We start from the raw sequence: 24,921 nt of genomic DNA, 5'->3' as shown, positions 1-24,921 counted from the left end.
GTGCGAGGGCCGGAGGGGCTGTCAGATCAGCTCGCCGTCGCGCGCCACCACTCGGCCGCCATGCACCACCATGTCGCGCGCGGGCATGTCCACCACGACCTGCGGCAGGCACTCGGCGCGCAGCAGGACGAAGTCGGCCGGGGAGCCGGGGGAGAGGTCGGCGCGGGGCAGCCGCATGACGTCGGCGCCACCGTGCGCGCCGGTTTCGTAGCAGGCTGCCAGCTCCTCGTCGAGGCGCGCGCCGGTGATCCAGCCGAGCAGGTGGGCCCGGTGGAGCATGTCCGCGTTGCCGAAGGGGCTCCAGGAATCGCGCACCCCGTCCGAGCCGAGCCCGACCCGCACCCCGTGCTCCCGCAGTTTCGCGATCGGCAGGACGAGCGACCTGCTGGGCGCCACGGTGGTCAGTGCGATGTCCAGGTCGCTCAGGTCCTCGGCCACCTCGGCCAGTTCGGTGTCGGAGAGACCGGGCAGGCAGAAGACGTGGCTGACGGTCACCTTGCCCTGCAGGGACAGTGCCCGAGTGCGGTCGATGAGGGCGCGCAGCACCGTCAGACCGGACTCGCCCCTGTCGTGCAGATGGATGTCCAGGCCGACGCCGTATCGGTCCGCAAGGTCGAAGACCAGGTCCAGCTGCTCGTCCAAGGCGTGGTCGAAGCTGATCGGGTCGATCCCGCCGATCATGTCCACGATCCCGCTGCGGGCCGCCTCCTCAAGCAGCTCCGCCGTCCCCGGGGCGCGAACGACGCCGTGCTGTGGAAAGGCCACGATCTGCACGTCGAGCGCGTGCTCGAGCCGTTCGCTCGCCTCTCCGATCCCCTCCACGCAGGCCAAGCCGTAGGCCGGGGCGACGTCGGCGTGGGCGCGCATCGCCCGCGTCCCGCGGGTCACGGCGTGCGCCATGAGTCCGTACGCCCGCTCGGCCACCGGCCGACGCTGACCACGGAACAGCTCGACGTCCTGGGCGGCGAGGCCGGCGATGCCGTTCGCCGGTTCGCGGGAGACCCATGAGCCGCCCCACGTCGTCTTGTCGGGGTGGATGTGCGCGTCGACCGGTGCGGGGAGGGCGATGCGGCCGCCGCCGTCGATCACCTTCGCGTCCGCGGGAGCCGGGTCGCGTGTGATGCGGCCGTCGACGACGGTGAGCTCCACCGGGTCCGCCGCGCCCAGGGGCCGCACATCACGGAAGACGACCACGTCGCGCGGCCCGTTCTGGGCATCGGCCAGGGCCGACGGCGTTCCGGCGGACACGGCGGAGCCGGTGCCCGCCGCGAAGGCGGCGTCGGCGAGGACGACACGGTGGGGCACCGGAGAGGAAGGGGACGTCATGGGGACTCCTTCGGCTGGGGAGAGGCAGCAGGGGCAGATGCGGTAACGAGCCGTAGGCGGCGGCCCGTTACCGCAGGGGTGCAAGGTCTTCGGCCTCGGAAGCGACGCGCGGGCAGAAGCGGGGGGCAGAGGCAGGAGTACGGCTGGTGCGTCAGGCCCGCGCGCATTCTGTACAGCGGCGGCTTCAGTACGGACACATCGGTGAGCGGGGCGCCGTCCACGTGATCAGGTCTCCCGCGAAGCCGCGCACGAGGCGGCCCACCGCCCGCTGGAGCCGGAGCCCTTCCGTGTGCCGCCGCTGCGGACGGTTCCGCCGACAGGGCTGCGGCGGGGCGGATTCGACACGCATGAGGGGCTCCTCGCCGTTTGAAGCACAACCGGTTCCAGTTTGTATACCAAAATGAGAAGCCGAGGCAAGGCCCCCGTATCGACACGGGCTGTATGGGGGTAGATGTTTCGATTTTACATTCCCCTCGCATCTCTTGGTATACAAATATCGCGAAGGGGTTGAGGCGGTCGAACGGGAGCGGTTGGCCGAGGCCGTCGAGGCATGCCCCCCAAGGGCAGGGGGATCCGAGCCCAGGGGATCCGAGGGTGGGGGAGTGGTGTCGGCCGATGAGCAGGCGGTGGCGGCAGCACCGTGGCGGCTGTTGCGCTGGTGCAGGGCGGGCCAGAGGCGCTGTGCGGGTGCGGACCGGTCAGCCCGCGTCGGTGATCCGGATCAACCGACTGGAGAAGGATCTGGCATGGCCTCTGTTTGAGCGCGTCGAGCGCGTCGAGCGCGGCTGCGCCATGGGGCTGCCGCTCTTGCCGCGGCGCTCACTCATCTCGGGAAGCGCGTGGCTGCCACGGCCGAGACGAATGCTGCCGAACGGGGCGTCGTACGGCGTGGACCGTGACTCATCGCCCCGGCTTCGGCAGCGGAAGGGACTGGTTCGGAAGGGGCTGATCCGGCATCAGCACATTGATCCTCGCCTCACGGCCAGTCGCTCTCCGGAGTGGCTGCCCGGAGCACCGCGCCCGCATTCTCCGTCAATGGCTCGCCGTGGGGCACGCACACGGTCTCCACCTCCAGCGCGGCCAACCGACGGAAGGAGGCGATGGCCTGCTCCCTGTCCACGTTGAACGGACCGAGGATCGCCCGGCCCTCCGCGGTGGCGACCAGGTCACCCGGGAACAACACGCCGCTGGAGGGGAGATGGAGGGCGATGCTTCCCGGGGTGTGGCCCGGAACATGCAGGACGCGGACGGGCTCGGCCCAGCCGTCGAGGGTGTCGCCGTCGCGCAGCTCCGTGTCCACCGGCACACGCTTCACCGGAGGCATGCCGGCGTCCCCGAATCCAGCCGCGATCTGCTCATGAAGGGCGCGCTCCGAGGCGGTGTGCCGGGGCTCGGGCTCGGGTGCGGTGCCGCGGATGAACGGAGCGTCCAGCGCACCGGCCAGGACCTGGGCGCCGGTGGCCGCGACGAGATCTGCAGCCGAGCCCGCATGGTCGACGTGCGAGTGGGTCAGAACGATCTGCCGCACGTCTTGCGGGCGGCCGCCGAGCTGATCCAGGGCGTCCAGAATCGCCGGAGCGGACCCCGGCATGCCGGTGTCGATCAGGGCGAAACCGTCCGGCAGACGCACGAGGTGGACGTGCCCGAGCGGGAAGGGCAGCTGCCAGATGTCGGCGGTGATCCGAATGAGTTCCATGGTGCGACGCTAACGGTCGGCCGAGAAGCGGCCGGCCGCTTTGCGCTGCGGGCGGATTATGCGCAGCGTGAACGACGGGGCCGGCGAACGCCGATGCCGGCGGGGGCCCCAAGGCCTCCGCCGGCCGGCACGGAGTGATCACCTCCGGGCCGGTCAGCTCGTAGACGCCGCCGGTGTGCCGGTCGTCCAGCAGGCAGGCAGGCAGGCAGGCAGGCAGGCAGGCCGCCGCGACCGCGGCCATGTCCGCCGGGTCGGTGATCGGCACCCCGACGTCGCCGAAGGGTGCGGCGACGACCTGTTGCGCGCGGACGGACTCGGCCCGCCACAGAGCGTGGGAGGCGAAGCCGCCCGGCCGCAGGATGGCCCACACCGGGCCGGACTCCCGCAGCATGTCCTCCAGCGCGCGCATCGCGATCCGCGTGGGGCCGAAGGGCCTGGTCACCACGTCCGGCGTGGAGAGCAGGACGACCCGGCGGACCCCGCTGACCGCAGCTTCGCCGATGATGCCGGCAGGGCCGGCTCCAGCGGCGTGCAGGTCGCCGGACAGCAGCGGGAACAACGCCTTCGCCCCGGCCAGCGCGGGCTTGAGGCTGACTGGCTTGGCCAGGTCGGCCGCCACGTGGCGGACGCCGTTCGGCACCGCCGCCATGTGCCGTGACACCGCTGCCCGGTGTGTCCGGAGCTACCCGGCGCGGCCCGAACTCCTGAGTTCAGGCCGACCGGGTCGACGTGACGGCGGATCCGCCGCGTGGGCTTGCGCCCCGCCGAAGTCACGCGCCGGCCAGCAGCACCCCCAGAGCCACCGCCGTATCCGGGAACCGGCCCGCCAGTGCCGCGCCCGGCGACACAGGATCCGCCGCCTCCCACGTGTCGTCACAACCCAGCAGGCCCGCCACCGCGTCGCACGCCACGGGGTGGGCGGCGAGCAGCGTGCAACCGCGACTGCCGTCCGTGCGCCGCGCCGGATGCGCGGTTTCCGGTTCCGGCTGAGCCCGCCACGGCGGCACCCACCCGTCCAGCGCCGGGAGCCGGCCGGGGAAGATCCGCCCGGACTCACGGATCAGCAGCGGCGCCAGCTCCGCCCCGCCCGATCGCAGGGTGGTGATCAGGGTCGGCAGCCACGGAAGGAGAACCGGGTCCGGCAGCCGTCCGAAGGCGTTCGACACCGCCTCCACGACGAAGTCGGTGAGGCCCGGGACGGGTTCCAGGGCGTGTACGAAGCCGCTGAGGTAGCGCGGATAGGCGGGCAGCACCAACGGGTTGCCCAGCAGTTCGTCGCACTTCGCCCGCAGGTCCGCCCGGGAGAGGTCCCCGAGCTGCACCTGAGCCGCCCACAGCAGCGCCGTCTTCGACGGGTCCTCGGGATGCGACTGGGCGAGGGCCAGCTCCAGTTGGGTACGGTCGCAGCCCAGCGACAGCGCCAGGCTCTCCATACTGAAGAGGAAGCCCAGCATCGCCGCCACCTGGCGGACCGTGGCGTCGCTGTCGGTGAACGCCGTCGGCAGCAGGGTGCAGTAGTGGGCGTAACCGGTCTTGACGAAGGACTCGATCCACGGCGGCAGCACCGGCTCGCTGGTGCGGTAGTACGCCAGCAGCCGCCGCACCCGGCGCAGCACCTCCGGTGCGCCGTCGACGCTGCGTTCGGCCGACAGCACCTCCAGGGCGCGGCTGCCCAGTTCGTCGGCGAGGCGGCGGCTGCGCAGGTACGACGTCGCGTCCTCGACGGCTTCCAGGACGGTCGCCGTGGTGGCGTGCGGACCGTACGCCGTGCGGCGCAGACGCTGCTCCAGGACCTGCTCGACGCTGACACCCTCGTAGCCGAGTTCGATGAGCGCGCGCTCGTGTGTGCCCAGCGCCAGGTCCCACGACTCCTGGATCGGCCGCTCACCCAGTCGCCGCTCGCCCATGATCGGCCGTGCGGCGCCCCGCGGCATCAGGTGGCGCAGCATCCACAGCACGTCGGAGCACCGCTCCAGTTCCGGCTGGGAGGCGATGTCGAGCAGGGCCCGTTGCACGCCACGCTGCTGGAGCTTCAGATTCAGCGGCGCGAGCCGGTCGTGCACGTCGCGGGCCAGGGGCGGCAGCGCGTCGTAACCGACCTGTCCGACCCGGTCGCCGCCCATCAGGGTCTCGACGAGGCGGCGCACGTCGCGCCGACCGGGCACGCTGTCCTTCTCGATGCAGGTGACGGCCGCGTCCTGGAAGTCGTACGGCGTGGGCCTGGCCCGGTCGCGCATCCCGGCCAGCAGGATCGACGTCTCGAAGACCGCGATGGCGTCGGCGGTGGACGCGAGGTAGCCGCTGCGGCGCGCGGCGCGCACGATCTCCACCGACCAGCCGAGCAGCTCGGCCTCGTCCAGCCGGTCCAGGACGGGCGGTTGCCGCAGGAAGCCGGTCAGCTTGTCCGAGGGCGGGACCGCCGGCGCGGGCAGGGCCGCCGCGGTCTTCTTGGCCCTCGACTTCTTCGCGCCCGCCTGTCCCGCCAGACGGTACGGCTCCACGCGGGTGCGCCTGACGTTCTTCGCCCAGACCGTCGCGGCGATCGACACCGAGCCGGCGGCCAGGTCGAATTGCGCTTCGATCGCCGCGTGGCTGGACGGAATGAGGCCGTGCAGCCACTTGGTGGCAGTGCGTGGGCCGATCTCGAAGGTGTCGGTGCCGTGGACGCCGAACTCCGCAACGCGGCTGGCCGCGTGGAAGGCGCCGCACACGTAGAGGCAGTCCGCGGGATCGGTGCCGGTCGCGGCCAGGTGCCGGCGCATCCTGGTCCACATGTGGCGTTCGCGGTCCTCGTCCACGCGCACCCGGCGGGGGGCTCCGGGGGCCAGGCGCCGGAAGAGGCTTCCTATCAGGAACATGACCTGGCGGTAGGTGTCGTGGTCGCTGTCGCCGAGCGGGAGTTCGACGTACTGGTGCCACCACTCCGACCAGTGCCGCACCCGGCCGTGGCGCAGCAGGTGTTCCTCCAGTTCCGCGAAGCGGGGGCGTACGTCGCCGATCTCCACGCCGACCGCGTCGCCGTGCAACGCGTCCTCCTCCTCGGCGGGCGGCGTGTCCGGATCGGCGGGGTCGGCGGACTGCGTTCCGCGCGCGTCCCACTGGAAGACGTGGTCCGAGGAGCGGTCGACGAGGACCAGTTCGACGCCCGGGGTGTCCAGTGCGTAGGCGATCGCCTGGTACTCGGCGGAGGCCTCGGTGATCGGTGCCACGACCGAGAGCGGGGACCACTCGGCCGGGAAGCCGTCGACGTCGGTCGCGAACGCCTGGAGGGCGACCGGGAGCTTGCAGTTGCGCAGTTCGGTCAGCAGCGGCGCCATGTCCTCGCACAGCTCCAGGTACACGACCTTCGGCTGCTTCTGGCGCAGGCGGCGTGCCATCGCGATGGCCGAGGCGGGAGAGTGGTGGCAGACGGGGAAGATCTCCAGTGGCTCGCGCACCGCGCGGTCGACGTCGTCGACGATCCCGAGGAGGATGCCCTCCAGGGCGTCGGGTCCGTCGGCGAACGCCGCGGCGGCCTCCTGCAACTGCCCGCGCAGTGGATCGAACGTCTCCTCGTGCGTGTCACTCATGACAGGGTGGCGATCGCGTCGCGGCCGCCCTCCAGGAACTCCGGCCAGGATCCGCCCTCTTCCTTGCTGCGCGGTTCGACGACGCCGTGCAGATACTTGTTGAGGATGGCCAGGTCCTCAGGGTCGCGCCGGGCCAGGGACCCGACGAGGGAGGAGGCCAGCGTGCGGGCGGTCAGGGCGCGCTCGCCGAAGAAGTTGCTGTGCAGGATCGCGTCCTCGAGTACGCCGATCTGCTCGGCGGTGGACAGCGCGGACTCCAGCTTCTCGTCGTCGCTGCCGGCCGCCGCCGCCGAGGCGCGCAGGTCGGCGAAGCTCTGCAGCAGCACGTCGAGCAGGGTCGGCGGCACGTCCAGCTCCAGCTGGTGGCGGCGCAGCAGCTCCTCCGTACGGAAGCGGACGATCTCCGTCTCGCTCTTCTTGTTCGTCATCACCGGGATGCGGACGAAGTTGAAGCGGCGCTTGAGCGCCGAGGACAGGTCGTTCACTCCTCGGTCGCGGCTGTTGGCGGTGGCGATGATCGAGAAGCCGGGCCTGGCGAAGACGATGCTGTCGCTGTCCAGTTCGGGAACCGAGATGTATTTTTCGGACAGGATCGAGATCAGCGCGTCCTGGACATCGCTGGTGGAGCGGGTGAGCTCCTCGAAACGGCCGATCGCGCCGGTCTCCATCGCGGTCATGATCGGTGAGGGGATCATCGACTCCCGCGACTGGCCCTTGGCGATGACCATGGACACGTTCCAGGAGTACTTGATGTGGTCCTCGGTGGTGCCGGCCGTGCCCTGGACGACCAGCGTGGAGTTGCGGGAGATCGCTGCGGACAGCAGCTCGGCCAGCCAGCTCTTGCCGGTGCCGGGGTCGCCTATGAGCAGCAGGCCGCGGTCGGAGGCCAGGGTGACGATGGAGCGCTCGACGAAACTGCGGTCGCCGAACCACTTCTGGGAAATCTCGCGGTCCAGGCCGTCGGAGCGCTCGGAGCCCAGGACGAACAGGCGCACCATCTTCGGGGACAGGCGCCAGGAAAAGGGCTTGGGGTTGTCGTCGATGGACTCCAGCCAGTCCAGTTCCTCCGCGTACTTGATCTCGGCAGGGGCTCGCAGCAGATCGGACACAACAGGGCCTTTCCAGGTAGGTCTCAGGTGAGGAACGTCTTGAGTTCGTGGACGAGTTTGCGGATGTGGCCGGAGATCACCGGCGTGCCGAGGGCCTTGAAGCGTTCACGGAACCAGGGGTTGACCTCCTGGCGCCCGGAGCTGGTGACCGAACCGACGGGGATGAACTTCACCCCGGACCGCCGGACGGCCTCGATGCCCTCGAACAGCGGCTGGGAACGGTCGAATTCGTAGAAGTCGGAGATCCACACCATCACGGTGTCTTTGGGGTCGGTGATCTTCGGGCGGGCCATGGCCATCGCGACGGGACCGTCGTTGCCGCCACCGAGGTTGGTGCGCAGCAGGGCCTCGAACGGGTCGTTCACCCAGGGGGTCAGGTCGATGGCACGCGTGTCGTACGCGATGAGGTGCACGTCCACCTTCGGCAGCCCCGCGAAGATCGACGCCAGGATGGTGCAGTTCACCATCGAGTCGACCATCGAGCCCGACTGGTCCACGACGACGATCAACCGCTGGGGCGTCGTCCTGCGGGCGGTGTGCCGGTAGTAGAGGCGGTCGACATACAGCCGTTCCTCCTCCGGGCTCCAGTTGGTGAGGTTCTTCCAGATGGTGCGGTCGAGGTCGAGGTTGCGGAACACCCGCTTGGGCGGGACGGAGCGGTCCAGGGCGCCCGCCGTGGCTTTCGCCACCTGGGTGCGCAGCACTTCGGCGACCTCGTCGACGAAACGGCGGATCAGGGCCTTGGCGTTGGCCAGGGCCACGCCGGAGAGGTTGTTCTTGTCCCGCAGCAGCTGCTCGATCAGCGACATGCTCGGGATCAGCTGCGCGGCGAGCGCGGGGTCGGCGAGCACTTCGCGCAAGTGCATCCGTTGGACGAGGTCCGCCTCGATGGCGCCGAGTTCCGGGCCGATCGGCGGAATCAGCCGGCCGGGGGCGGGCGTCGTGCCGCGCAGTTCACCCGGTGCGCAGCCGAGCGCGCGCTCCAGCCAGCCCGCGTCGGACTGCCAGCGCGCCAGCTGTCCGGCGTCGACCGCGCCGGATCCGGTGGCGAAGACGTTGAGCAGCACCTTCGACACCAGCGCCGCGCGCCGCACCTCGGCTGCCCGGTCACGTGCCCCGTCGGCGGGGTCGGCATCGGGTGCCATCAGACCGTCGAACTCGGCGGCCAGGTCCGGGTGGCGTTGCACGACCGAGTCGACGGATGCCTGCGGGTCCAGCAGCGCGGACGGCAGACCGATGTCCTCGACGACGGCGAGGCTCGCCGATTCCAGTGCGGCCTGCTCCTCGTGGTCGAAGAGCCGGGCGAGGAGCCGCCAGTACAGGACCTGACGGCGGTTGTCGTGGGGGTCCACCCCGAAGTCCGACCGGCCCGCGTACTCGGCCGGTTGTCCCGTCGTGTGCTCCGTCATTTCCGCAGCAACCTTCCGGCGCGCTCCCGCAGCACGGCCACGGCGTCGGTGGCGGTCTTCTCGGCCTTGAGCCCGGCCTTGTCGGTCGTGCCCCCGATCCATCCTCCGGCGTGGATCGCGACAGCCTTCTTCCGCACGGTCGTCTCGACGGCCAGAGGCTGGACGCGGTACGTCCCGGCGTCCCAGCGGAGCAGCCCGATGCACGCGCTCGACGCGGCGACGGCCTCGGGAGTGAGCGGACCGGCGGTCGGAATGCGGTCGGTGTCGACGACCAAGGGGTGCCCGGCGACGGTGAACGTGAGTGCGCCGCCGTCCTCATGGGCGGTGTAGCCCTCCAGGAACACCGGTACGGCGATGCGTGCAGGGTGCCGGTCCAAGGGCGCGGTCGACGCGTCGGTGGCGGTGGGCAGGGCGACGCGGGCGGTGGCGAAGGCGTCGGCGGGCCCGCTCGGGCGAGCGTGCTCATTGCTCCAGACCAGGTCGCCCTCGGCGGTGACGGGCATGCCCGCGAGGTCCATCGACCGGCCTTCGCCGGCGGCTGCCAGGAGCGACATGTGCGGGCGGAGCAGCTGCCAGAGGCCGACTCCGACGACCGTGTCGGGCTTCGGCCCCGACACACTGGCACGCACCAGGCGGGGCGCGGCGCCGTCCGCGGGCTCGAACACCGCGTGCACCTGGGCCTGTACGGCGGTCGCGTGTTCCTGCACGTCGACACCGAGAGGCAGGAGCCGGCCGGTGGCGGTACCGGTCACGGGCACGTCGGCCGCACCGGGCAACGTCAGCAGCATCGCGCGCGACCACAGATCGGCCCAGCGGCGTGCCGGGACACGCTCCAGGGCTGTACCCGGGCAGGACGCGGCGAGTTCGGCGGCGAAGCCGTCGAGGAGCGTCGCGAGGCGGCGGAGGGCCGGGTCCGGAAGCATCGCGGAGACGACGTGCGCCGCCCCCGAGACCACGTCGTGATCGATGCCCTGCCACCCGGAGCGCGCCAGATCGGACAGCCAGGAGCGGGCGGCGACGAGCAGGTTCCCCGCTTGCGGCCCGCCGGGCGCCGGGAGGGCCTCCTCGCTGCGGGGCCGCCCGATCGCCGCCTCGATGCGGGTCGTCAGCGCGTCGTGGACGGATCCGAGCAGTGCGGTGCGGGCGGCGGCGAGGACGGCCAAGTGGTCCTCGCTCGCGGCTCCGGCCGCCGCCTTCCCGGCCGCCTCGGCGACCCTGGTGGCCAGCGGCGTACCCGCGACTGCGTGCGCGAGCGCCGTCAGGCCGGCGGTCTGGGCGGGCTGGGGGCGGAGCAGACCGGTGACGAGAGCCCGGTCGAAGGCGTCGACGGCCGCCAGGGCCTCATCGAGTCCGTCGACGGTCTCGGCCAGCAGATCGGCGCGCATCACGCCACCGCCCGGGTCGGCGGGAACCACTGCATCTCCGGCAACGGCGCCGTGGTCGGGGCGAGTTCCAGGTAGGCCAGGTGGCGCAGGAACCGGCTGAAGACAGGCGCGGCAGCCTTGGCGTCCCCCTGTTGCGGCCGTGCGCTGCTCATGCCGGCGGCGAGGGACTGCGCGCTCGGCGCCTCGTCCACGCGCTCGACCCTCAGGTAGCGGGCGACGCGCTCGGCGCCGTACTGCAGCACCGCTTCGTTGATCAGAGCACGGATGTGATTGCAGAACGAGCCCCGAGCGCCGCCGCAGGGCCGGTTGTTGTTGGTGCTGCAGGCAAACGCGTAGGTGCCCGCGGCGACCGACGAGACATAGACCCGCTCGATGTCCGAGCCGCTGGACACCACGCCCTGGAGGCGTCCGTCGGCAAGCTCGACGAACGGCACCTTGGCGAGCTTGCGCGGCCGTGCGGGTGCAATCACCTGCACTGTGCTCGACCTCTCCCAGTCAGACAACGCACCATCTCCAATGCACCAAGGGGGCTTCCGCGCCACAGCGGCGGGACACGACTGAACATACTTGCGACCACTGACAACGCCGACCGCAGACGTACGGCGGCGCCCCGCGAGGCGGCGTCTCGCACGGCCGCACGGCCGTTGTGGCGGGGCGGGTTCGGGTTCCGCGAGTGCACGGAGAGGTGGACCGGCCCAGTTCGCCGCGTGGCACTCGGCGGAGCGCGCGGGGTGGAGCTGTCCCGCGACCGGCTCGCGGAGGCGGTGGTGCCCCGGTGCCGCAGGGAACGGCTGGGGCCGCCGGCCCCGGGGAAGGTCACCCGAGGCGGGAACGCGCCAGGTCACCGACCCGCAGGGGGCTGTGCGCGGACAGAACGCCCAGCGCGGTCAGGCGACTTGGCGTCAGGTCGTGCCGCTCCGCCGGTGCGCGCAGCCCATGGGCCAGACGTAAGACCGCCGTCCGCAGCCGGGCCGCGGTCTCGTCGCGGCCCGAGGGCGGGGCCGAGGCTCCGGGCACAGCTCGCCGCGGCTCGTTCATGACCATGCGCTGTCCAGACTGAGGTGCAAGGAGCCGCCTGGCCCACCGGGGGTGTCCGGCACTGCCTGCGGGGCTTCGGGCCTGGTTGCCGCGGAGAGGCCGTGGGGCAGGCCGGGCAGTTGGAACCGGCCGTCGTGGCCGGTGGTGGCGTACGCCACGATCACCGAGGGGGCTGGCGCGCGCAGGGGTGTCCGTGGGCCGGGGCGCCGCGTCTCGGTGCGTCGACCGGCCGGCCCCGACCTGCCGGCCCCGACCTGCCGGCGCTCTCCCCTGCGCTGCCCCGCAGGCGCGTGCCCCTACGGAGTCCGCACCGCGTCTGCTGCGGGGCGTGACAGGTACAGCGCGGTGTGGAAGTAGCCGTCGCTCTCCTTGCCGCGCGGGTCCTCACCGGCGGCCAGGACCGCGGTGACGGCGTACTGCTGCTCCCGCGCACCGGTGAAGCGGCGCTGCGGGTAGGTGCGCTCGACGGACTTCTCGGTGGTGAGGCCGTACGTTGCCAGGCAGTCGGCGATGGCCTGGTAGGAGCCGGTGCGCAGCACGAACGCGGCGACCTGTACAGGGCCGCGAACACTGTCGAGGAGGGGTTGGAAGGTGCGGGGCGACAGAAAGCTGGCTCCACCGGTGAGGGTGATCAGACGGGTACCGCGTACTGCGTCGCGCAGGGCGGGGCCGGCCGGTGCGGTCTCCAGGTTCTCGGCGAACGCCTCGTCCAGCAGGCCCACGGCGCGCGCGTAGGCGACGGCACGGGGGGCGGCGTCGAGCCCGACGACGCGGACCGCGTCCGGGCGCCGGTGAGCCGCGTAGAACTCCCTGTCCCACTCGATCAGCTCGGTGGTGCTGAGACCGGTGGCGTGCGCAGACGTGTAGTGGGCGTACAGGTCGTTCCAGGTGAGATGGTGGTTGAGCAGCGCGGCGTTGAAGCCGTACGAGCAGCAGATGTCCAGCACCGCGGCCGGGCCCGCCGCGTCCTTCGAGGGACCGCATGTACTGAGCAGGTGCCGGAAGACGCTCTGCGCATGGTGAGGCGTCTGGTATTCCCAAGGGCCGAGCGCACGGAAGTACGCGCGTGGGTCCGGCTGGTCGTACGTTTCGTCGAACGGCGTCATGCCCCCGGCAGCGGATCCGTCCCCACCCGGGGAGTTGCCTACTGCGGGCAGTGCCTGGCCCTTCGGCTGTGCAGGGGTCATCCGATGTCCCTCTCCCGCGATCCGAACACGCATTCCGGGGAGAGTCAACGCCCAAAGCCGTCTGCCGGGAACAGGGCGAACGCCAGAACCGGCCAGGCACGGTTCAGAGCACCCGCAAAGTCCCGACCGGCTGACCTCGGCCAGAGCGGATGCCCCTGGCGGTCGGCGCGGCCGCCTGCGGCGATGAAGTCGCGCCGCGCACTCCACGAACGGCTCGACCGCCCGGAGAGCCGCGCCGGTCCTCCGCGCCGTGCGCACTGCAGGCGGCCCGTCCTGAGTCGGCAGACGGCTCCATTCACCACCGGGAGCGGATACGGTGCTGTTGTGATGATCAACGGGGAGGACACGGCATCCGGGACCGCGCTGCTGCTCGCGGCAGCGCCGGCCGGCAAGAGCCGCCTCATCGACGCGACCAGTGTCCTGCCCACGCTCGCGGCGGTGCCGCCCAGCATCCTGACCCGGACGACGGCGGCCACCATCGTCGAACTCGCCGATCCGACGGACCCGCAGACCGTCCTCACCCACCTCCGCGCCGCGGCCGCCACATCCGGCCCACTCACCCTCTACCTCACCGGACAGCTCCATCTCGACCACAAGCAGCGCCTGATCCACCTCGCGCTCGCCCGGACCACGCCGGCCACCCTGCGCTACACCGCATTGCCCTGGCACTGGCTGGCCGGCGAACTCAGACTGCGCCGCCCGGACACCACCACGGTCGTCACCGACCTGGTCGCCGCCCCTGACGCCTGGCAGCAGCTCCGTGCCGAGGGCCTCGTCCTCGGCCACGGGATCCGCGTATACGGCCGGATCACCCCGCCTCCGCCCCGCCACCGGATCGTGGAACCGGCCTACTTGAGGGCCTTTGCCGCCACCTGGCGCAGTGGCGCCAACCCGCCGCTCGCCCAGCTCCACGAGCAGGCCGTCATCCAGACCGGCCCCGCCGACGCGCTGCTCCTGGCCTTCGACCACACAGCCCTCCCCGTCCCCGCGGCGCCGACTGTGCCCGCACCGAGCCGGCCACACGAGGAGCCTGCATCGGTTCCGACGGCACCTGCCCCGAACGCGGAGAACACCGGGGTGTCCGAGGAGGATCCGCTGCCTGCGATTTTTGCCGCCGCCCACGCGGGGCGGCACAGCGAGGCCGTGTCACTCGCAGCCATGTGGGAGGGGTGGACTCTGCGTACCTACGGCGCGGGCTCCGCGCAGGCGATCCACTGGCTGGAGGTACGGGCGGACCTCGCTCGTCTCGCCGGTGATCCGGCGCGCAGCTGCGAGTTGTGGATGGCTTCCGCGGACGCCCGCCTTGCCCGGCAGCAGACCCCGGACGACCCTGCCGTGGAGAGTGCCGTGGACCGGGCCCACCACCAGTGGCTGGAACTTCGCGACCAGGTTCGGGCCCGGGAACTGGGCCCGCCCCTGGTTTCGTTGCGCCGCCACGTTCCTGGCCGGCGCTTCGGGGCGGTCGAGGCTGTTCAGCGCCGACTGGAACTGCTGCACACCATGCCGCCCTCCGGCGCGGCTGTCGCGCGGCATCCCGAGGCCGACGGGCAGCGTTCCTTTCCGCGATGACGTGAGGTCAGTTCGTCGACGCCGGGGCGGCAGCCGGTCCCTGATGCGCGGGGAGGCCGACGGCGCCCGCGAGTTCGCCCCGGAGCCTGTCGCCGTCCGCCGGGCCGTGCTGGAACCATCGGCGAGGAGCACCCGGCGGGAGGACCGCCGTTCCCGGCCTGCGACACGCTCCGGCCCGGCGTAGGGCCTACAGCTCCGGCTCGCCCCAGGAACCGACGATCACCTGGTCGCCCACGGACAGTTTTCCCGGCCGGAGCACGGCGAACTTCGTACCGAAGGCGACTCCGCCCTCGGCCGCCCTCCGGTAGCCGGCGAGAGTGCGGAGCGGCTCGGGGCCCGCCTTGGCGCCAACGCTCTGATCGACCATGGTGACGGCGCAGCGGATGGCCAGTTTGGCGTAGCCCAACTCCGCCTCGCCCATGATGATGTGGCGTGCCCGATCCTCGACGTGCGGCTCGTCCCAGCCTTCGATGACGATGTTCGGGCGAAATCGGTCCATGGACAGCGGCGCGCCTCCTCGTTCGGCCATCCGTTCGTTGAGCAGCTCCAGAGTGGACCGGGAAAGGATGTGTACGGCGCAACTGTCGGCGTATCCGGAGGTGCCGGGCGTCCGGCCGTCGGTTACCCGGTTGTGCTCCGGCGGCACACGCATCAGCCGGGCCGGCGAGCCGAGGAATTCCGACAGCCATCCGGCGGCCTCGTCGCCCTGATCGATGCCCTTGTACGGGGCCCCGAACAGTTCCACGTCCCGGCGCGCGCCGGAGGTGTCGACGTCGATGGCCAGCCGGCCCAGGCCGGGTGCGCGCAAGGTGAGACGCGCACCGCCGGCGCCGACCTCCGGGCGGATCAGCGCGAGTTGCGGATGGCGGCGTTGACTGCGGAAGACGCCATCCGCACCGGTGACCATGAAACTCCGGTCGTAGGCAAGTCCCGCGGGCGTCAGCATGGCGACGTCGGCCGAGGTGCCGGCGCACCCCTTGATGGGGTAATACGACAGTGCTGCGATCCTGGCCACGCTTCCCCCTACCCTCGTTCTCAGGCCGCCGACAGCCGCCTGAGCCCTGCAATACGGCGTGACCCCGAACCTACTCGTCTCGCGGCCCACGGGGTGGCCGCCGACCACATGGATCCCCGCCTCCGACTCGCCGTGGTGGTGGTTGTCCGCTGCGCTCGACGGCGGGTTCTCCACCCGGTCGACTCCGCGCCCTCGCCGGCACCGGACCAGTTGTCGCCCTGTCCGCCGGCTCCGTCGCAAGAAGGTCCATGGATGCTGCGAGTGATCCGGTGCGAAACCCGCGCCCAAGCTGTTGGACAGCTCAGGTCAATGCCGGTGCGGGCTTCGGGGCCTGCCGCCCCAGGGACGCACATTGCCAGCCGGCCAGTCGCCAGCGTGCGGCATCGAGAGTGTTGCGGGCGTCGAGAATACACAGACGACGGGCATATTGAGCTGCCAGATCTGGATCGACGTCCTGGAACATCGCCCATTCGGTGAGGTGAAGGATGACGTGTGCGTCTTTGGCCGCCACGAGGGGGTCTTCGGTGAACGAAAAGCTGGGGTGCCGCCGACGGGCGTTGTCGGTGGCCTGAGGGTCGCACACCGTTATGTGACCTCCCAGGTCGGATATCGCGTCGGCCACGGCCAGTGCCGGTGAGTCCCGGATGTCGTCCGAGTCCGGCTTGAAGGCGGCCCCCCAGACCGCGATGCGCTTGCCCTCGAATGTCCCGCCGCACAGTTCTCGGGCGAGTTCAACCGTGCGGGTCCGACGGCGCAGGTTGATCGCATCCACCTCCTTGAGGAAGGTGACCGAGTGACCTACGCCCAACTCGGTTGCACGTGCGACGAATCCGCGGATGTCCTTGGGCAGGCACCCCCCGCCGAATCCGAGGCCCGGAGACAGGAATCGGCCCCCGATCCGCGGGTCGTGCGAGAGTGCCTGGGACAGCTGGGTGACATCGGCTCCCGCCGCTTCACAGACTTCGGCCATGGCGTTGATGAACGAGATCTTGGTCGCCAGGAAGGAGTTCGCCGCTACTTTGACCAGCTCTGCCGTCGCGAAGTCCATGGACAGGAAAGGGATCCCGGAATTGATCAGGGGGCGGTACAGGTCCCGGAGCGTGTCCTCGGCAGCGATGCTGCCCACCCCGACGACGAGGCGGTCGGGAGTCAGGGTGTCCTTGACCGCACTGCCCTCCCGGAGGAACTCCGGGTTCCAGGCGAGTTCGACTCGAGCGTCCGAGGCGGCAGTCAGCTGAGCTATCCGGGCCCCCAGTCGCGCACACGTCCCGACCGGCACGGTCGATTTTCCGATCAGCAGCGCCTGTCCGTCGATCAGTGGAACCAGTTCGTCGATGACGCTGTCGACATGACGCAGGTCCGCGGCGTCGCTTCCCGGAAGTTGGGGTGTGCCGACGCAGAGAAAGTGGACGTCGGCGAAATCGGCTGCTTCTGCGAAGGAGGTACTGAAGCGCAGTCGCCCACTCGCCGTGTGCTTGGCAATCAGTTCGTTCAAGCCCGGTTCGTAGAACGGGGCGCAGCCCTGGGAGAGTTCACTGATTTTCTGCGCATCCCGATCGATTCCAAGGACATCGTATCCAAGTTCGGCCATGCAGGCGGCGTGTGTGGCTCCGAGATATCCGGTGCCGATCACAGTGATGCTGGTCATGATGCCTTTCTCAGTTCTCCGACGTGCACAGGCGCAGGGCCAGGTCGCGGACTTTTCCGTAGGTCGGGTGGTGAGCCATGCAGGTCGGCCGGGCTTCGAAGCAGCTGAGCATCGTTGGGCAGGGCGCGGGTAGGCGGCAGCATTCTGCTGCCGATGCCGGCTACCGGGATGACCGCTTTCCTGATCACTGTTCCGTCCCCCAACTCTCGCTGTCCGTCCGCCACCACGCCGCCGTGTCTGCCGGCATGACGCAGAGGCCGCCTTCGAGTTGGAGCGGCGCGCTGGCCAGGAGCAGCTCGCCCGGACGCTCCGTCGTGATGTCATGGGGGCCGAAGTTGACGGTGCACACAAACCCTCCGCCACGGCGGAAGCTCAGCAGCCCTGGTGGTGTGTCCCTGCTGTCCCGCCATTCGAACCCGTCTCCGTGACGGTTCAGGACGCGCCGCAGCTCCAGTGCCCTGCGATACAGGTTCAGGGGCGATGCGTGATCTGCGGCCTGGAGCTGTGCCCCCAGCGACGCCCACTCGTCCGGTTGCGGGAGCCAGGTGGCAGCAGAATCATCGGGTCCGAATCCGTACGGAGCGGTGGTCCCTGACCAGGGCAGGGGGACTCGGCAGCCATCGCGCCCTCGGTCGGTGTGCCCCGAGCGCTCCCACTTCGGATCCCGTAGCGCCTCCTCCGGAAGGTCCACGACCTCCGGAAGCCCGAGTTCGTCGCCCTGGTAGATGTAGGCGGAGCCCGGCAGCGCGAGCATGAGCAGGGCCGCGGCCCGCGCGCGGCGCAGGCCGTGAGCGCCCCCGCCGAACCGGGTCACGGGGCGCACCTCGTCATGGTTGGACAGCACCCAGCTCGCCGAGGCGCCGAGTCCTCCGAGTGACTCCTCGATGACCCGGCGTACGTCGCGTTCCGACCAACCCGCCTTGATATAAGGAAAGTTGAATGCTTGGTGCAGTTCGTCCGGCCGTAGGTACAGGGCGAGACGGTTTATGGGGACCCAGGCCTCGGCGACGGCGATGCGGTCGTCGCCGTAGGTGTCGAGTACGTGCCGCCACGCGCGGTGGATGTCATGGACGTCGTCACGGTCCAGGTAGAGGGACCGGTCCTCGGGAAGGCGTCCCTCGATGCGGTCCGGGTACCCGGGAGCCTTGGCCAATCCGTTCGCGACATCGATACGGAAGCCGTCCACACCCAGGTCGAGCCAGAACCGCAGGATGTCCTCGAACTCTGTACGTACCTGGGGATTCTCCCAGTTCAAGTCGGGCTGCTGCGGTGTGAACAGGTGGAGGTACCACTGGCCGGGCCGCCCGTCCTCCTCGGTGACCCGGGTCCAGGCCGGCCCACCGAAGATCGAGGGCCAATTGTTCGGGGGCAGTTCCCCGTGCTCGCCCTTGCCCTCACAGAAGTGAAATCGGCCGCGGGCCCCGCCGCCGGGCTTGTCGGCCAGTGCTTCGACGAACCAGGGATGCTGGGAGGAGGTGTGGTTGGGTACCACGTCGACGATCACACGGAGCCCTCGTCGATGGGCATCGGCGAGCAAATCCCGGAAGTCCGCCAGGGTCCCGTACGAAGGGTCCACGTCGCGGTAGTCGGCGACGTCGTATCCCGCATCGGCCATCGGCGATGTGTAGAACGGCGTGATCCACAGCGCGTCGATGCCGAGGTCGACCAGGTAGTCCAGCCGGCTTCGCACGCCCCGCAGGTCTCCGACGCCGTCGCCGTCGGAGTCGTGGAAACTGCGGAGATACACCTGATAGATCACGGCGTTTCGCCACCAGTCGGCGGCAGCCGCGGCGTCCACGTCAGCGCCCCTCGGCGGTCAGGACCGTGGCCAGCTGCGGCGGAGCAGGTGCCGGGCCGAGTTCGTCGGCCAGCTGCTTGATCCCGTCCGCCAGGGGCACTTGCGCTTCATAGCCCAGCTCCCGCAGCCGGGTGATGTCGGCGACGAGTGCGTAGCTGTCCGTCAGGTCGGTGCGGTCCACGGTGACGTCTGCGGTGGTCCCGGTGGCTGCCTCGATCAGCGCTATCAGTTCGCGCAACGAGTGCCGGGTACCCGAGCCGACGTTGTAGACGAGCCCCGGTCGCCCCGCGCGGGCGGCGACCAGCAGGCCGCGGGAGAGGTCATCGACGTGAACGAAGTCGCGGACCTTGGTCTCCGGATCACCGACGACCTGAATCCGCATGCCGTTGAGCTGCCACCTCAGGAACTGGCCGACCTCCGCTCCGGCGCGGCGCGGGTCCTCACCCGGTCCGTAGACGACGAAGGCGCGGGCCGAGCTGGCATCGATGTTGTACGTGGCCACGTACGAGTTGAGCCAGTGCTCGACGGACAGCTTGCTGGCGCCGTACGGATAGAAGGGCCGGCAGCGGTCGCTCTCCTCGCAGGGCGAGGTCTCGGGCCGGCCATAGACCATGGCCGACGACAGGTAGAGCAGCCGTGTGCCGACGTGGTGGCGGACGGCTTCCAGGACGTTGATGCCCACGGTGGCGTTGGACGCGAAGTCGAACAGGGGGTCCTGCACGGAGACGGTTCCGCTGGGATTGCCCGCCAGGTGGAAGACGACGTCCACATCCGCCAGGGCGTCACGGGCCGCGGCCGGATCCTGCAGGTCGGCCGTGATCGCCTCGACACCGGGTATCGGCGGTGCGGGACGGTTGTCGACACTGCGCACACTCAGCCCGTCGGCGAGGAGCGTACGGATCAGGTTCTGGCCGACGAAGCCGGCTCCACCGGTGACCGCGGCTCGATGCAGATCGCGAGTGGGCCATTCTTGGGCGTCAGTCATGTCGGGGTCCTTCCGAGGTGGTGTGGCGGTTCCCCCGCCAGTGCAGGTACAGGAGGTACGCGGCCAGACTGCCGCTGTCGACGAAACGTCCCTGGTTGATCATCTCGGCGAGCTGCTCATCGGTGACGTGCTCGTGGATCATGTCCGTCTCGGTGACCTCACGCCGCGGTGTTCCACTGCGCAACCCCTCGGCGACGAACACGTGCATGCCTTGACTGGTCATCCCGTGGGCTGTGTCCAAGCGCCCCAGCCAGCAGAGGTGTTCGGCGTGCAGGCCGGTTTCCTCGACCAGTTCGGCCCGTGCGAGGTCAGCTTTGTCACCGGAGGTTCCGGAGGGCCAGGATCCTTGAGGGAAGGCCCATCGGCGTGCCCGCACGGGGTACCGGAACTCCTCGATCAGCCAGAAGCCGGTGTCGGTACGCGGGATGATCAGGGCGAAGTCCGGCTTGTCGACGTAGCCGTAGATGCCTTCGTGCCCTGATGCGTGCACGACGCGGTCTTCCAGCACCGTCATCCAGGGGTTGGTGTACGCGGTGGTGCTGCTCAGTGTCTCGATCACGCGGTCATGCCCCCGTCGACGACCAGGGTCTGTCCGGTGATGTCTGCGGCCGCCTCTCCGGTCACCAGCATGGCGACCACAGCAGCGATTGATTCGCGCGTCTGGAACCGGCCCACCGGAATGCGCCGGAGCGTGCGTGCCTCGATCTCGTCCTCGGAGCAGGACTCGCGGTCCGCCTGCCGGCGGAAGTCGTCCGCGATCATGTCGCTGGCGACGATCCCCGGTGCCACCGCGTTCACCCGTACCGTCGGCGCCAGTTCGACTGCCAGGGCCCGGACCATGCCGTCGAGTGCCGCCTTGGAGGCCGAGTATGCACTGATCAGGGACTGTCCTCGCTGCCCGGCCTGACTGGAGATCGCCACTGCGACGCCGCCCTTGCCGGCCCGCCAGTGTGGGAGTGCCGCGGCGACGGCCAGGCCGAAGCCGCGTACGTTGACTTCGAAGATCTCGTCCCACTGGCCGGGTGCGAGATCTTCGAGGGGGCCGACGTGAGCGACGCCCGGGCAGTACACCAACGCGTCCAACCCGCCCATCCAGGCGGCTGCCTCGTCCACCGTGCGTGCGATGGCCTCCGGGTCGCGTACGTCGAGTTCGACACCGCGGTATGCGGCGGGATCGTCAGCAGCGACGTTCGGCACCGTACGGCCGGTCGCCGTCACGCGAGTGCCTGCGTTGCGAAGGTGTTGGGCAACGGCTCCTCCGATAGCTCCCGTTGCCCCGATGACCAGGCATCCGGGGGTGTGTTCCGATGACGGCTCGGGGTAGGTCATGGCGCGGTCCTTCCTCGGGAGCGGCACGTGGACAGAAGGGAGCAGGTTTCGTCGAGCTCCCACTCGTCGAATTCGAAGGAGATCTCGTCCCAGCCGTCGTCGGCCGCCTGCTCGACGATGTGCGCCACGTTCTGGCCGCCGGGGCGGCTGAGCGCGATCTTGAGTACGCCTCGCAAGGGGCGCGGGCAACTGCTGCGAAGCCTGGCAAGCTTCGCTCCTGCCCGCGCGACGGCGGTGGGGTCGTTGCCGGGGGCGACCGCCAGCCAGCCGTCGCCGTGGTTCAGGACTCGCCGGGTTGCCGCTTCGGACATCCCGCCCACCAGGATGGGAGGCGCGGTCCCGGGCAAGGGCTGGGGCTCGTGAATGACGTCGTCAGGAATGTCGTAGTGCTCCCACCGGGCCGCCCGGCGTCCTTGACCCCAGCTCGCACGGATGATGTCCAGCTCTTCGTCCATACGCCGGCCGCGCGTGGCCGGGTCCCAGCCGAGCAATGCCATCTCCTTGCGGGACCAGCCCGCACCCACGCCGAGGCGAAACCTTCCCTCGCTGAGGTCGGCGAGTGAGGCGGCTGCCTTGGACACTTCAACAGGGTGTCGCTGAGGCAGCACGAGTACTGATGTGCCGATCTTCATGCGGTCGTTGACACAGGCGAGGTAGCCACAGGTGGTGAGCGCTTCGTACTGCGGCAGCTTCGGATCCCAGGTGATCTCGCCAGTCGGGGAGTAGGGGTAGGTCTCCGCCCCTACGGGGAACGCTGCCAGGTGGTCGTTCACCCACAGCGCGGTACAGCCGGCGTCCTCCAACTTCCCTACGATGTCCCGCAGTTCCCGGCCGGTGAGTCGTTTCCGGTTGGTGGGCAGGGCGACGCCGAGTTCGAGCTGACCGCCGGCATCCGGGCGGCTCATCCGGCCGTCTCCCGGCAAGGCGTGTCCAGGTCGCCGTCGGACCAGGATCCGCGATGGGGGCCGTAGCGGCGCGCCGCGACGTCGTCCTCGTACGGCATGCGGGACGCGGGGCTGCACAGCTCCATCTGCAGCCCCCAAGGGGTGGTGAAGTACAGCCACCGGCTTCCCGCGATCGGTCCCTCCTCGATGAGATCCGGGGCGCCTTGGCAGGTGACCCCGTCCACCGTCCGGAGGTGGGCGAAAGCCGCGTCGATGTCCTCGACGTGCAGCGCCAGATGGTGCCCGCCGATGTCGCTGTTGCGGGGCATGCCGGTGTTCTGGTCGGGGCTTTGGTACTCGAAGAGTTCGAGATTGAAGGTGGGCCCCATCCTGAGCAGAGCCACCCGGCAGCTTGCGGCGGCATGCACGTTCAAGTGCTCCCGCATCCACTTTCCCCGGCGGATCGGTCCCTCGACATACAGCAGGCAGGCGCCCAGATGAGAGACGAAGAACCTGCAGGCACTCTCCAGGTCCGGCACCGTGAAGGCGACATGGTCGACGTTGCGCGCCGACGGGATTCCGTCGCCCTTGAGGGAGTTGATCTCGTCGATGTTCACGCGACGACCTCGTCGGGCCCGGGGGAAGCCGCAGATGACGGCCGGTCAAGTCCTGGCCATCGTGCGGGAATCCGCGCGCGGACGGCGTCCGGCAGAAGCCGAATGCGGACCAGTTCAGTGCCGATTTCACCGGCTGTTGCGCGGGCGGGCTCTTCTCCAGGAGCGACAAGCATCAGCTGCCCTGCGAGCAGGGTGACTTCGCAGGCGCCTCCGGCGCGAAACGTTGCGGTTCCCTGGCTGCAGTAGACGAGTTCCAGGCAGTCCGGGTCGAGGAAGGGACCTGGTTCTCCCGGGGCGGCCGTCGTGACGTCCATGACCTGGACCTCCGACCAGAGCATCCCTCGGCGTGCCAGGGAGGCCCAGTGCGTTCCGGCCGGCTCGGGGAACGAATGGGGTACCGGAGTGATGATCACTGGTCCGCACCCTCGACCTTGGAGCGGGCCCAGAAGAAAGTGGCTTCGCCGGACGCCCGGAGCTCGGCCTTCTCACCCAGCGTCAGGGTGACGCCGACGCCAGCCGTGAGCGCGTGGCTGCCGTCGGCGTCGGAGATGGTGGCCGCTCCGCTGACGAGGTAGCCGAATATCTCGCAGTCCTCTGCCTGCAGGTCCACCACGGCATCCTCGTCCAGCTGCTCGTAGTGAGCGTCGAGGAGCGGAGCCGCGCCGAAGGGGCTCAGGTCGATGTGGCGGAGGGCCGCGAGGTCGACGGGGTGCATACGAGCGGCTGGAGAAGTCACGTCTGCTGTTTCCTTCGGATTGGTCACCAGGTGGAGAGCGGCCGCCGCCGGCACCTCGATCACGAGCCAGTGGAAGTCGCCCGAGCCGGTATTGCGGATGCCGTGGGTGCTCGACAAGGTCGTCAGTGCCATGTGGCCAACGGGCATGGGGTAGGTGCGGCCGTCGAGCGACAGCTCACCCTCGCCGCCGATCACCAGATAGATCTCGTTCGTTCTCGTGTGCCGGTGCAGTCCGCTGACTCCACCGGGCGCCAGGCGAGCGAGCTCCACTCCCTCCCACGGGCCTCGCAGGGGACGTCCTGGTACGAGCTGGCGCCAACCACTCTTGCCGGCCGCGCCATGGACCCCTGTCACCGTGGCCCAGGTGCCGTTGATGCCGTCGACGATGTACATCAGAGGTCCCTCGCGATCCGCCGGACCCGGTCCAGCGCGTCGACGAGTTCGTCGCTCGTCACGCCTTCGAGGAACTCCGCGGAACCGGGCTCCACCGGTACCGGAATGCGCTGCATCCCACCACGGTGCGCCGTGGCCTGGGCCAGACCGCGGTCGAGGAGTTCCGGGGTGGTTGCCGGATGGTCCACGGGCAGGCCCAGCCTGGACAGAGTGGCCATGATTTCTTCGAGGGGGCCGTCGGCGAGCAGGCCACGCCGGTTGGACAGCGCGCTGCAGATCACCATGTCGAGAGCGACGGCCTCACCATGCAGGAGTTCCGGCAGCACCGCCATCTCTAGGACGGGAGAGAAGGTGTGACCGAAGTCCACCAGACGGTGCAGGTCCTTCTCCCAGAGGTTCGGCTGAAGTTCGGCCAGCATGCTGTGAATGGCGCGGCTGAGGATCTCCTGACCGCCGGGCCTCATCGAGAGATCCGTGGACCCGAGACCCGTGCGGATGAGTTCGTCGGGCTGTGCGGCGATGAGCTTCCACAAGGCCACATCGCACATCAACCCCATCTTCGCTATCTCCGCCATGCCGTTGCTGACGTGCCGAGAGGGCAGGGTGACGAGGAAGCGCGAGTCGAGCAGTGCGCTGACAGGCGGGTGGTACGAGCCGATGATGTTCTTGTGCCCGTTGTGGTTGACGGCGGTCTTGATGCCTACACCCGCGTCCACCAGTCCGATCAGGGTGGTCGGAATGCGGATGTAGGGGGTACCGCGTCGGTAGGAGCTGGCCACCCAGCCCACGACGTCGAGCAGGACACCGCCGCCGATCACCACGATCGGCTCGCGCTTGCGGTCGATTCCGAAGCCATCGATGGCGTCGACGACCCGGTTGGCCAGATGTTGGTTCTTGACCGACTCATCAGCTGCCAGGGACACCACGTGCCCGGGAAGGCCCCGGTGGTTCAGATAGGCCAGGAGCCGTGTTCCGTACAGGTCGAAGACCTTCTGTTCCACGATGATCAAGCGTCGGCGTGAAGGCCCGCCGAATGCCTCGCGCTCAAGGTCGTCATTGTCGGGATCGAGCAGGTCTTGGCACGTGCGGACGCTGTACGAGACGGGCAGAGCCGCGGAGACGCGCCAGCTGGATCCGGTGGGGGAGCCCGTCAGCGTCGGTTCCTCGAGCGGGCGCAGGGGGCTGAGAAGGGAGGGGGAAGGCGTCATGGAAAGCTCCTTGCAGGGCG

General features: G+C 69.9%; 20 protein-coding genes and 1 pseudogene. 1 reads left to right on the top strand and 20 read right to left on the bottom strand.

All coding sequences use genetic code 11. The annotated features are described in order from the left end of the window. Positions 1 to 21: 21 nt before the first annotated feature. From ACFVT1_RS09735 to ACFVT1_RS09690, 10 genes and pseudogenes are all read right to left on the bottom strand, one after another. A complete protein-coding gene (locus tag ACFVT1_RS09735; protein ID WP_389793871.1) occupies positions 22 to 1,326 on the bottom strand; it encodes an amidohydrolase in 1,305 nt (434 codons plus the stop codon). A 976-nt stretch (positions 1,327 to 2,302) separates the two neighbouring features. After that, the gene (locus tag ACFVT1_RS09730; RefSeq protein ID WP_389793869.1) at positions 2,303 to 3,022 is read right to left on the bottom strand and encodes an MBL fold metallo-hydrolase; all 720 of its coding nucleotides are present in this window, start codon (positions 3,020 to 3,022) and stop codon (positions 2,303 to 2,305) included. 73 nt (positions 3,023 to 3,095) lie between these two features. After that, positions 3,096 to 3,671 (bottom strand): annotated as a pseudogene (locus tag ACFVT1_RS09725) (SDR family oxidoreductase); the annotation flags it as partial. Positions 3,672 to 3,792: 121 nt separating this feature from the next. Further along, entirely contained in the window at positions 3,793 to 6,591 is a 2,799-nt protein-coding gene (locus ACFVT1_RS09720) for a hypothetical protein (protein ID WP_389793867.1), read from the bottom strand. Further along, positions 6,588 to 7,700, bottom strand: a complete 1,113-nt coding sequence (locus ACFVT1_RS09715; RefSeq protein WP_389793865.1) for an AAA family ATPase — start codon at positions 7,698 to 7,700, stop codon at positions 6,588 to 6,590. Before ACFVT1_RS09715 ends, ACFVT1_RS09720 begins: the two co-directional genes overlap by 4 nt. Before the next feature lie 23 nt (positions 7,701 to 7,723). After that, positions 7,724 to 9,109, bottom strand: a complete 1,386-nt coding sequence (locus ACFVT1_RS09710) for a VWA domain-containing protein (protein ID WP_389793863.1) — start codon at positions 9,107 to 9,109, stop codon at positions 7,724 to 7,726. Then, complete coding sequence (locus ACFVT1_RS09705; protein ID WP_389793861.1) at positions 9,106 to 10,524, bottom strand: hypothetical protein; 1,419 nt, start codon at positions 10,522 to 10,524, stop codon at positions 9,106 to 9,108. Before ACFVT1_RS09705 ends, ACFVT1_RS09710 begins: the two co-directional genes overlap by 4 nt. Continuing rightward, positions 10,494 to 10,964 carry a hypothetical protein gene (locus ACFVT1_RS09700; protein WP_389793859.1) on the bottom strand — a complete coding sequence of 157 codons (471 nt, stop codon included), beginning with the start codon at positions 10,962 to 10,964 and terminating at the stop codon, positions 10,494 to 10,496. Before ACFVT1_RS09700 ends, ACFVT1_RS09705 begins: the two co-directional genes overlap by 31 nt. A gap of 346 nt (positions 10,965 to 11,310) precedes the next feature. Next, the gene (locus ACFVT1_RS09695; RefSeq protein ID WP_389793857.1) at positions 11,311 to 11,538 is read right to left on the bottom strand and encodes a hypothetical protein; all 228 of its coding nucleotides are present in this window, start codon (positions 11,536 to 11,538) and stop codon (positions 11,311 to 11,313) included. Between the two features lie 290 nt (positions 11,539 to 11,828). Beyond that, positions 11,829 to 12,719, bottom strand: coding sequence for a hypothetical protein (locus tag ACFVT1_RS09690; protein ID WP_389793855.1), 891 nt, complete (start codon positions 12,717 to 12,719; stop codon positions 11,829 to 11,831). Between the two features lie 327 nt (positions 12,720 to 13,046). Between ACFVT1_RS09690 and ACFVT1_RS09685 the strand changes: the two genes are divergently transcribed. Then, positions 13,047 to 14,288: a hypothetical protein gene (locus ACFVT1_RS09685; RefSeq protein WP_389794078.1), complete on the top strand. Its 1,242-nt coding sequence runs from the start codon at positions 13,047 to 13,049 to the stop codon at positions 14,286 to 14,288. A 187-nt stretch (positions 14,289 to 14,475) separates the two neighbouring features. Here the strand turns inward: ACFVT1_RS09685 and ACFVT1_RS09680 are convergent, their stop codons facing one another. The 10 genes from ACFVT1_RS09680 to ACFVT1_RS09635 all read right to left on the bottom strand — a co-directional run bounded on the left by ACFVT1_RS09680 (position 14,476) and on the right by ACFVT1_RS09635 (position 24,901). Beyond that, positions 14,476 to 15,303 carry an MOSC domain-containing protein gene (locus ACFVT1_RS09680; RefSeq protein WP_389793853.1) on the bottom strand — a complete coding sequence of 276 codons (828 nt, stop codon included), beginning with the start codon at positions 15,301 to 15,303 and terminating at the stop codon, positions 14,476 to 14,478. A gap of 301 nt (positions 15,304 to 15,604) precedes the next feature. Next, positions 15,605 to 16,951 carry a UDP-glucose dehydrogenase family protein gene (locus tag ACFVT1_RS09675; protein WP_389793851.1) on the bottom strand — a complete coding sequence of 449 codons (1,347 nt, stop codon included), beginning with the start codon at positions 16,949 to 16,951 and terminating at the stop codon, positions 15,605 to 15,607. A 184-nt stretch (positions 16,952 to 17,135) separates the two neighbouring features. Then, positions 17,136 to 18,749: an alpha-amylase family glycosyl hydrolase gene (locus ACFVT1_RS09670; protein ID WP_389793849.1), complete on the bottom strand. Its 1,614-nt coding sequence runs from the start codon at positions 18,747 to 18,749 to the stop codon at positions 17,136 to 17,138. Position 18,750: 1 nt separating this feature from the next. After that, on the bottom strand, positions 18,751 to 19,734 hold the full coding sequence (locus ACFVT1_RS09665) for an NAD-dependent epimerase/dehydratase family protein (protein ID WP_389793847.1): 984 nt from the start codon (positions 19,732 to 19,734) through the stop codon (positions 18,751 to 18,753). Continuing rightward, complete coding sequence (locus ACFVT1_RS09660) at positions 19,727 to 20,293, bottom strand: NUDIX hydrolase (RefSeq protein WP_389793845.1); 567 nt, start codon at positions 20,291 to 20,293, stop codon at positions 19,727 to 19,729. Before ACFVT1_RS09660 ends, ACFVT1_RS09665 begins: the two co-directional genes overlap by 8 nt. After that, on the bottom strand, positions 20,290 to 21,063 hold the full coding sequence (locus tag ACFVT1_RS09655) for an SDR family NAD(P)-dependent oxidoreductase (protein ID WP_389793843.1): 774 nt from the start codon (positions 21,061 to 21,063) through the stop codon (positions 20,290 to 20,292). Before ACFVT1_RS09655 ends, ACFVT1_RS09660 begins: the two co-directional genes overlap by 4 nt. Next, the gene (locus ACFVT1_RS09650) at positions 21,060 to 21,968 is read right to left on the bottom strand and encodes a TIGR03619 family F420-dependent LLM class oxidoreductase (RefSeq protein ID WP_389793841.1); all 909 of its coding nucleotides are present in this window, start codon (positions 21,966 to 21,968) and stop codon (positions 21,060 to 21,062) included. The genes ACFVT1_RS09655 and ACFVT1_RS09650 overlap by 4 nt, the downstream gene beginning before the upstream one ends. Beyond that, positions 21,965 to 22,564, bottom strand: a complete 600-nt coding sequence (locus ACFVT1_RS09645; RefSeq protein WP_389793839.1) for a VOC family protein — start codon at positions 22,562 to 22,564, stop codon at positions 21,965 to 21,967. The genes ACFVT1_RS09650 and ACFVT1_RS09645 overlap by 4 nt, the downstream gene beginning before the upstream one ends. 409 nt (positions 22,565 to 22,973) lie before the next feature. Further along, positions 22,974 to 23,693 (bottom strand): cupin domain-containing protein, encoded by a 720-nt coding sequence (locus ACFVT1_RS09640; protein WP_389793837.1) that lies wholly within the window; start codon positions 23,691 to 23,693, stop codon positions 22,974 to 22,976. Continuing rightward, on the bottom strand, positions 23,693 to 24,901 hold the full coding sequence (locus tag ACFVT1_RS09635) for a sedoheptulose 7-phosphate cyclase (protein ID WP_389793835.1): 1,209 nt from the start codon (positions 24,899 to 24,901) through the stop codon (positions 23,693 to 23,695). Before ACFVT1_RS09635 ends, ACFVT1_RS09640 begins: the two co-directional genes overlap by 1 nt. Positions 24,902 to 24,921: the final 20 nt, after the last annotated feature.

Source organism: Streptomyces sp. NPDC057963, assembly GCF_042887155.1.
Taxonomy (GTDB): Bacteria; Actinomycetota; Actinomycetes; order Streptomycetales; family Streptomycetaceae; genus Streptomyces.
The sequence above is the reverse complement of the archived record's forward strand: the minus strand, read 5'-3'. Positions and strand labels throughout refer to the sequence as shown.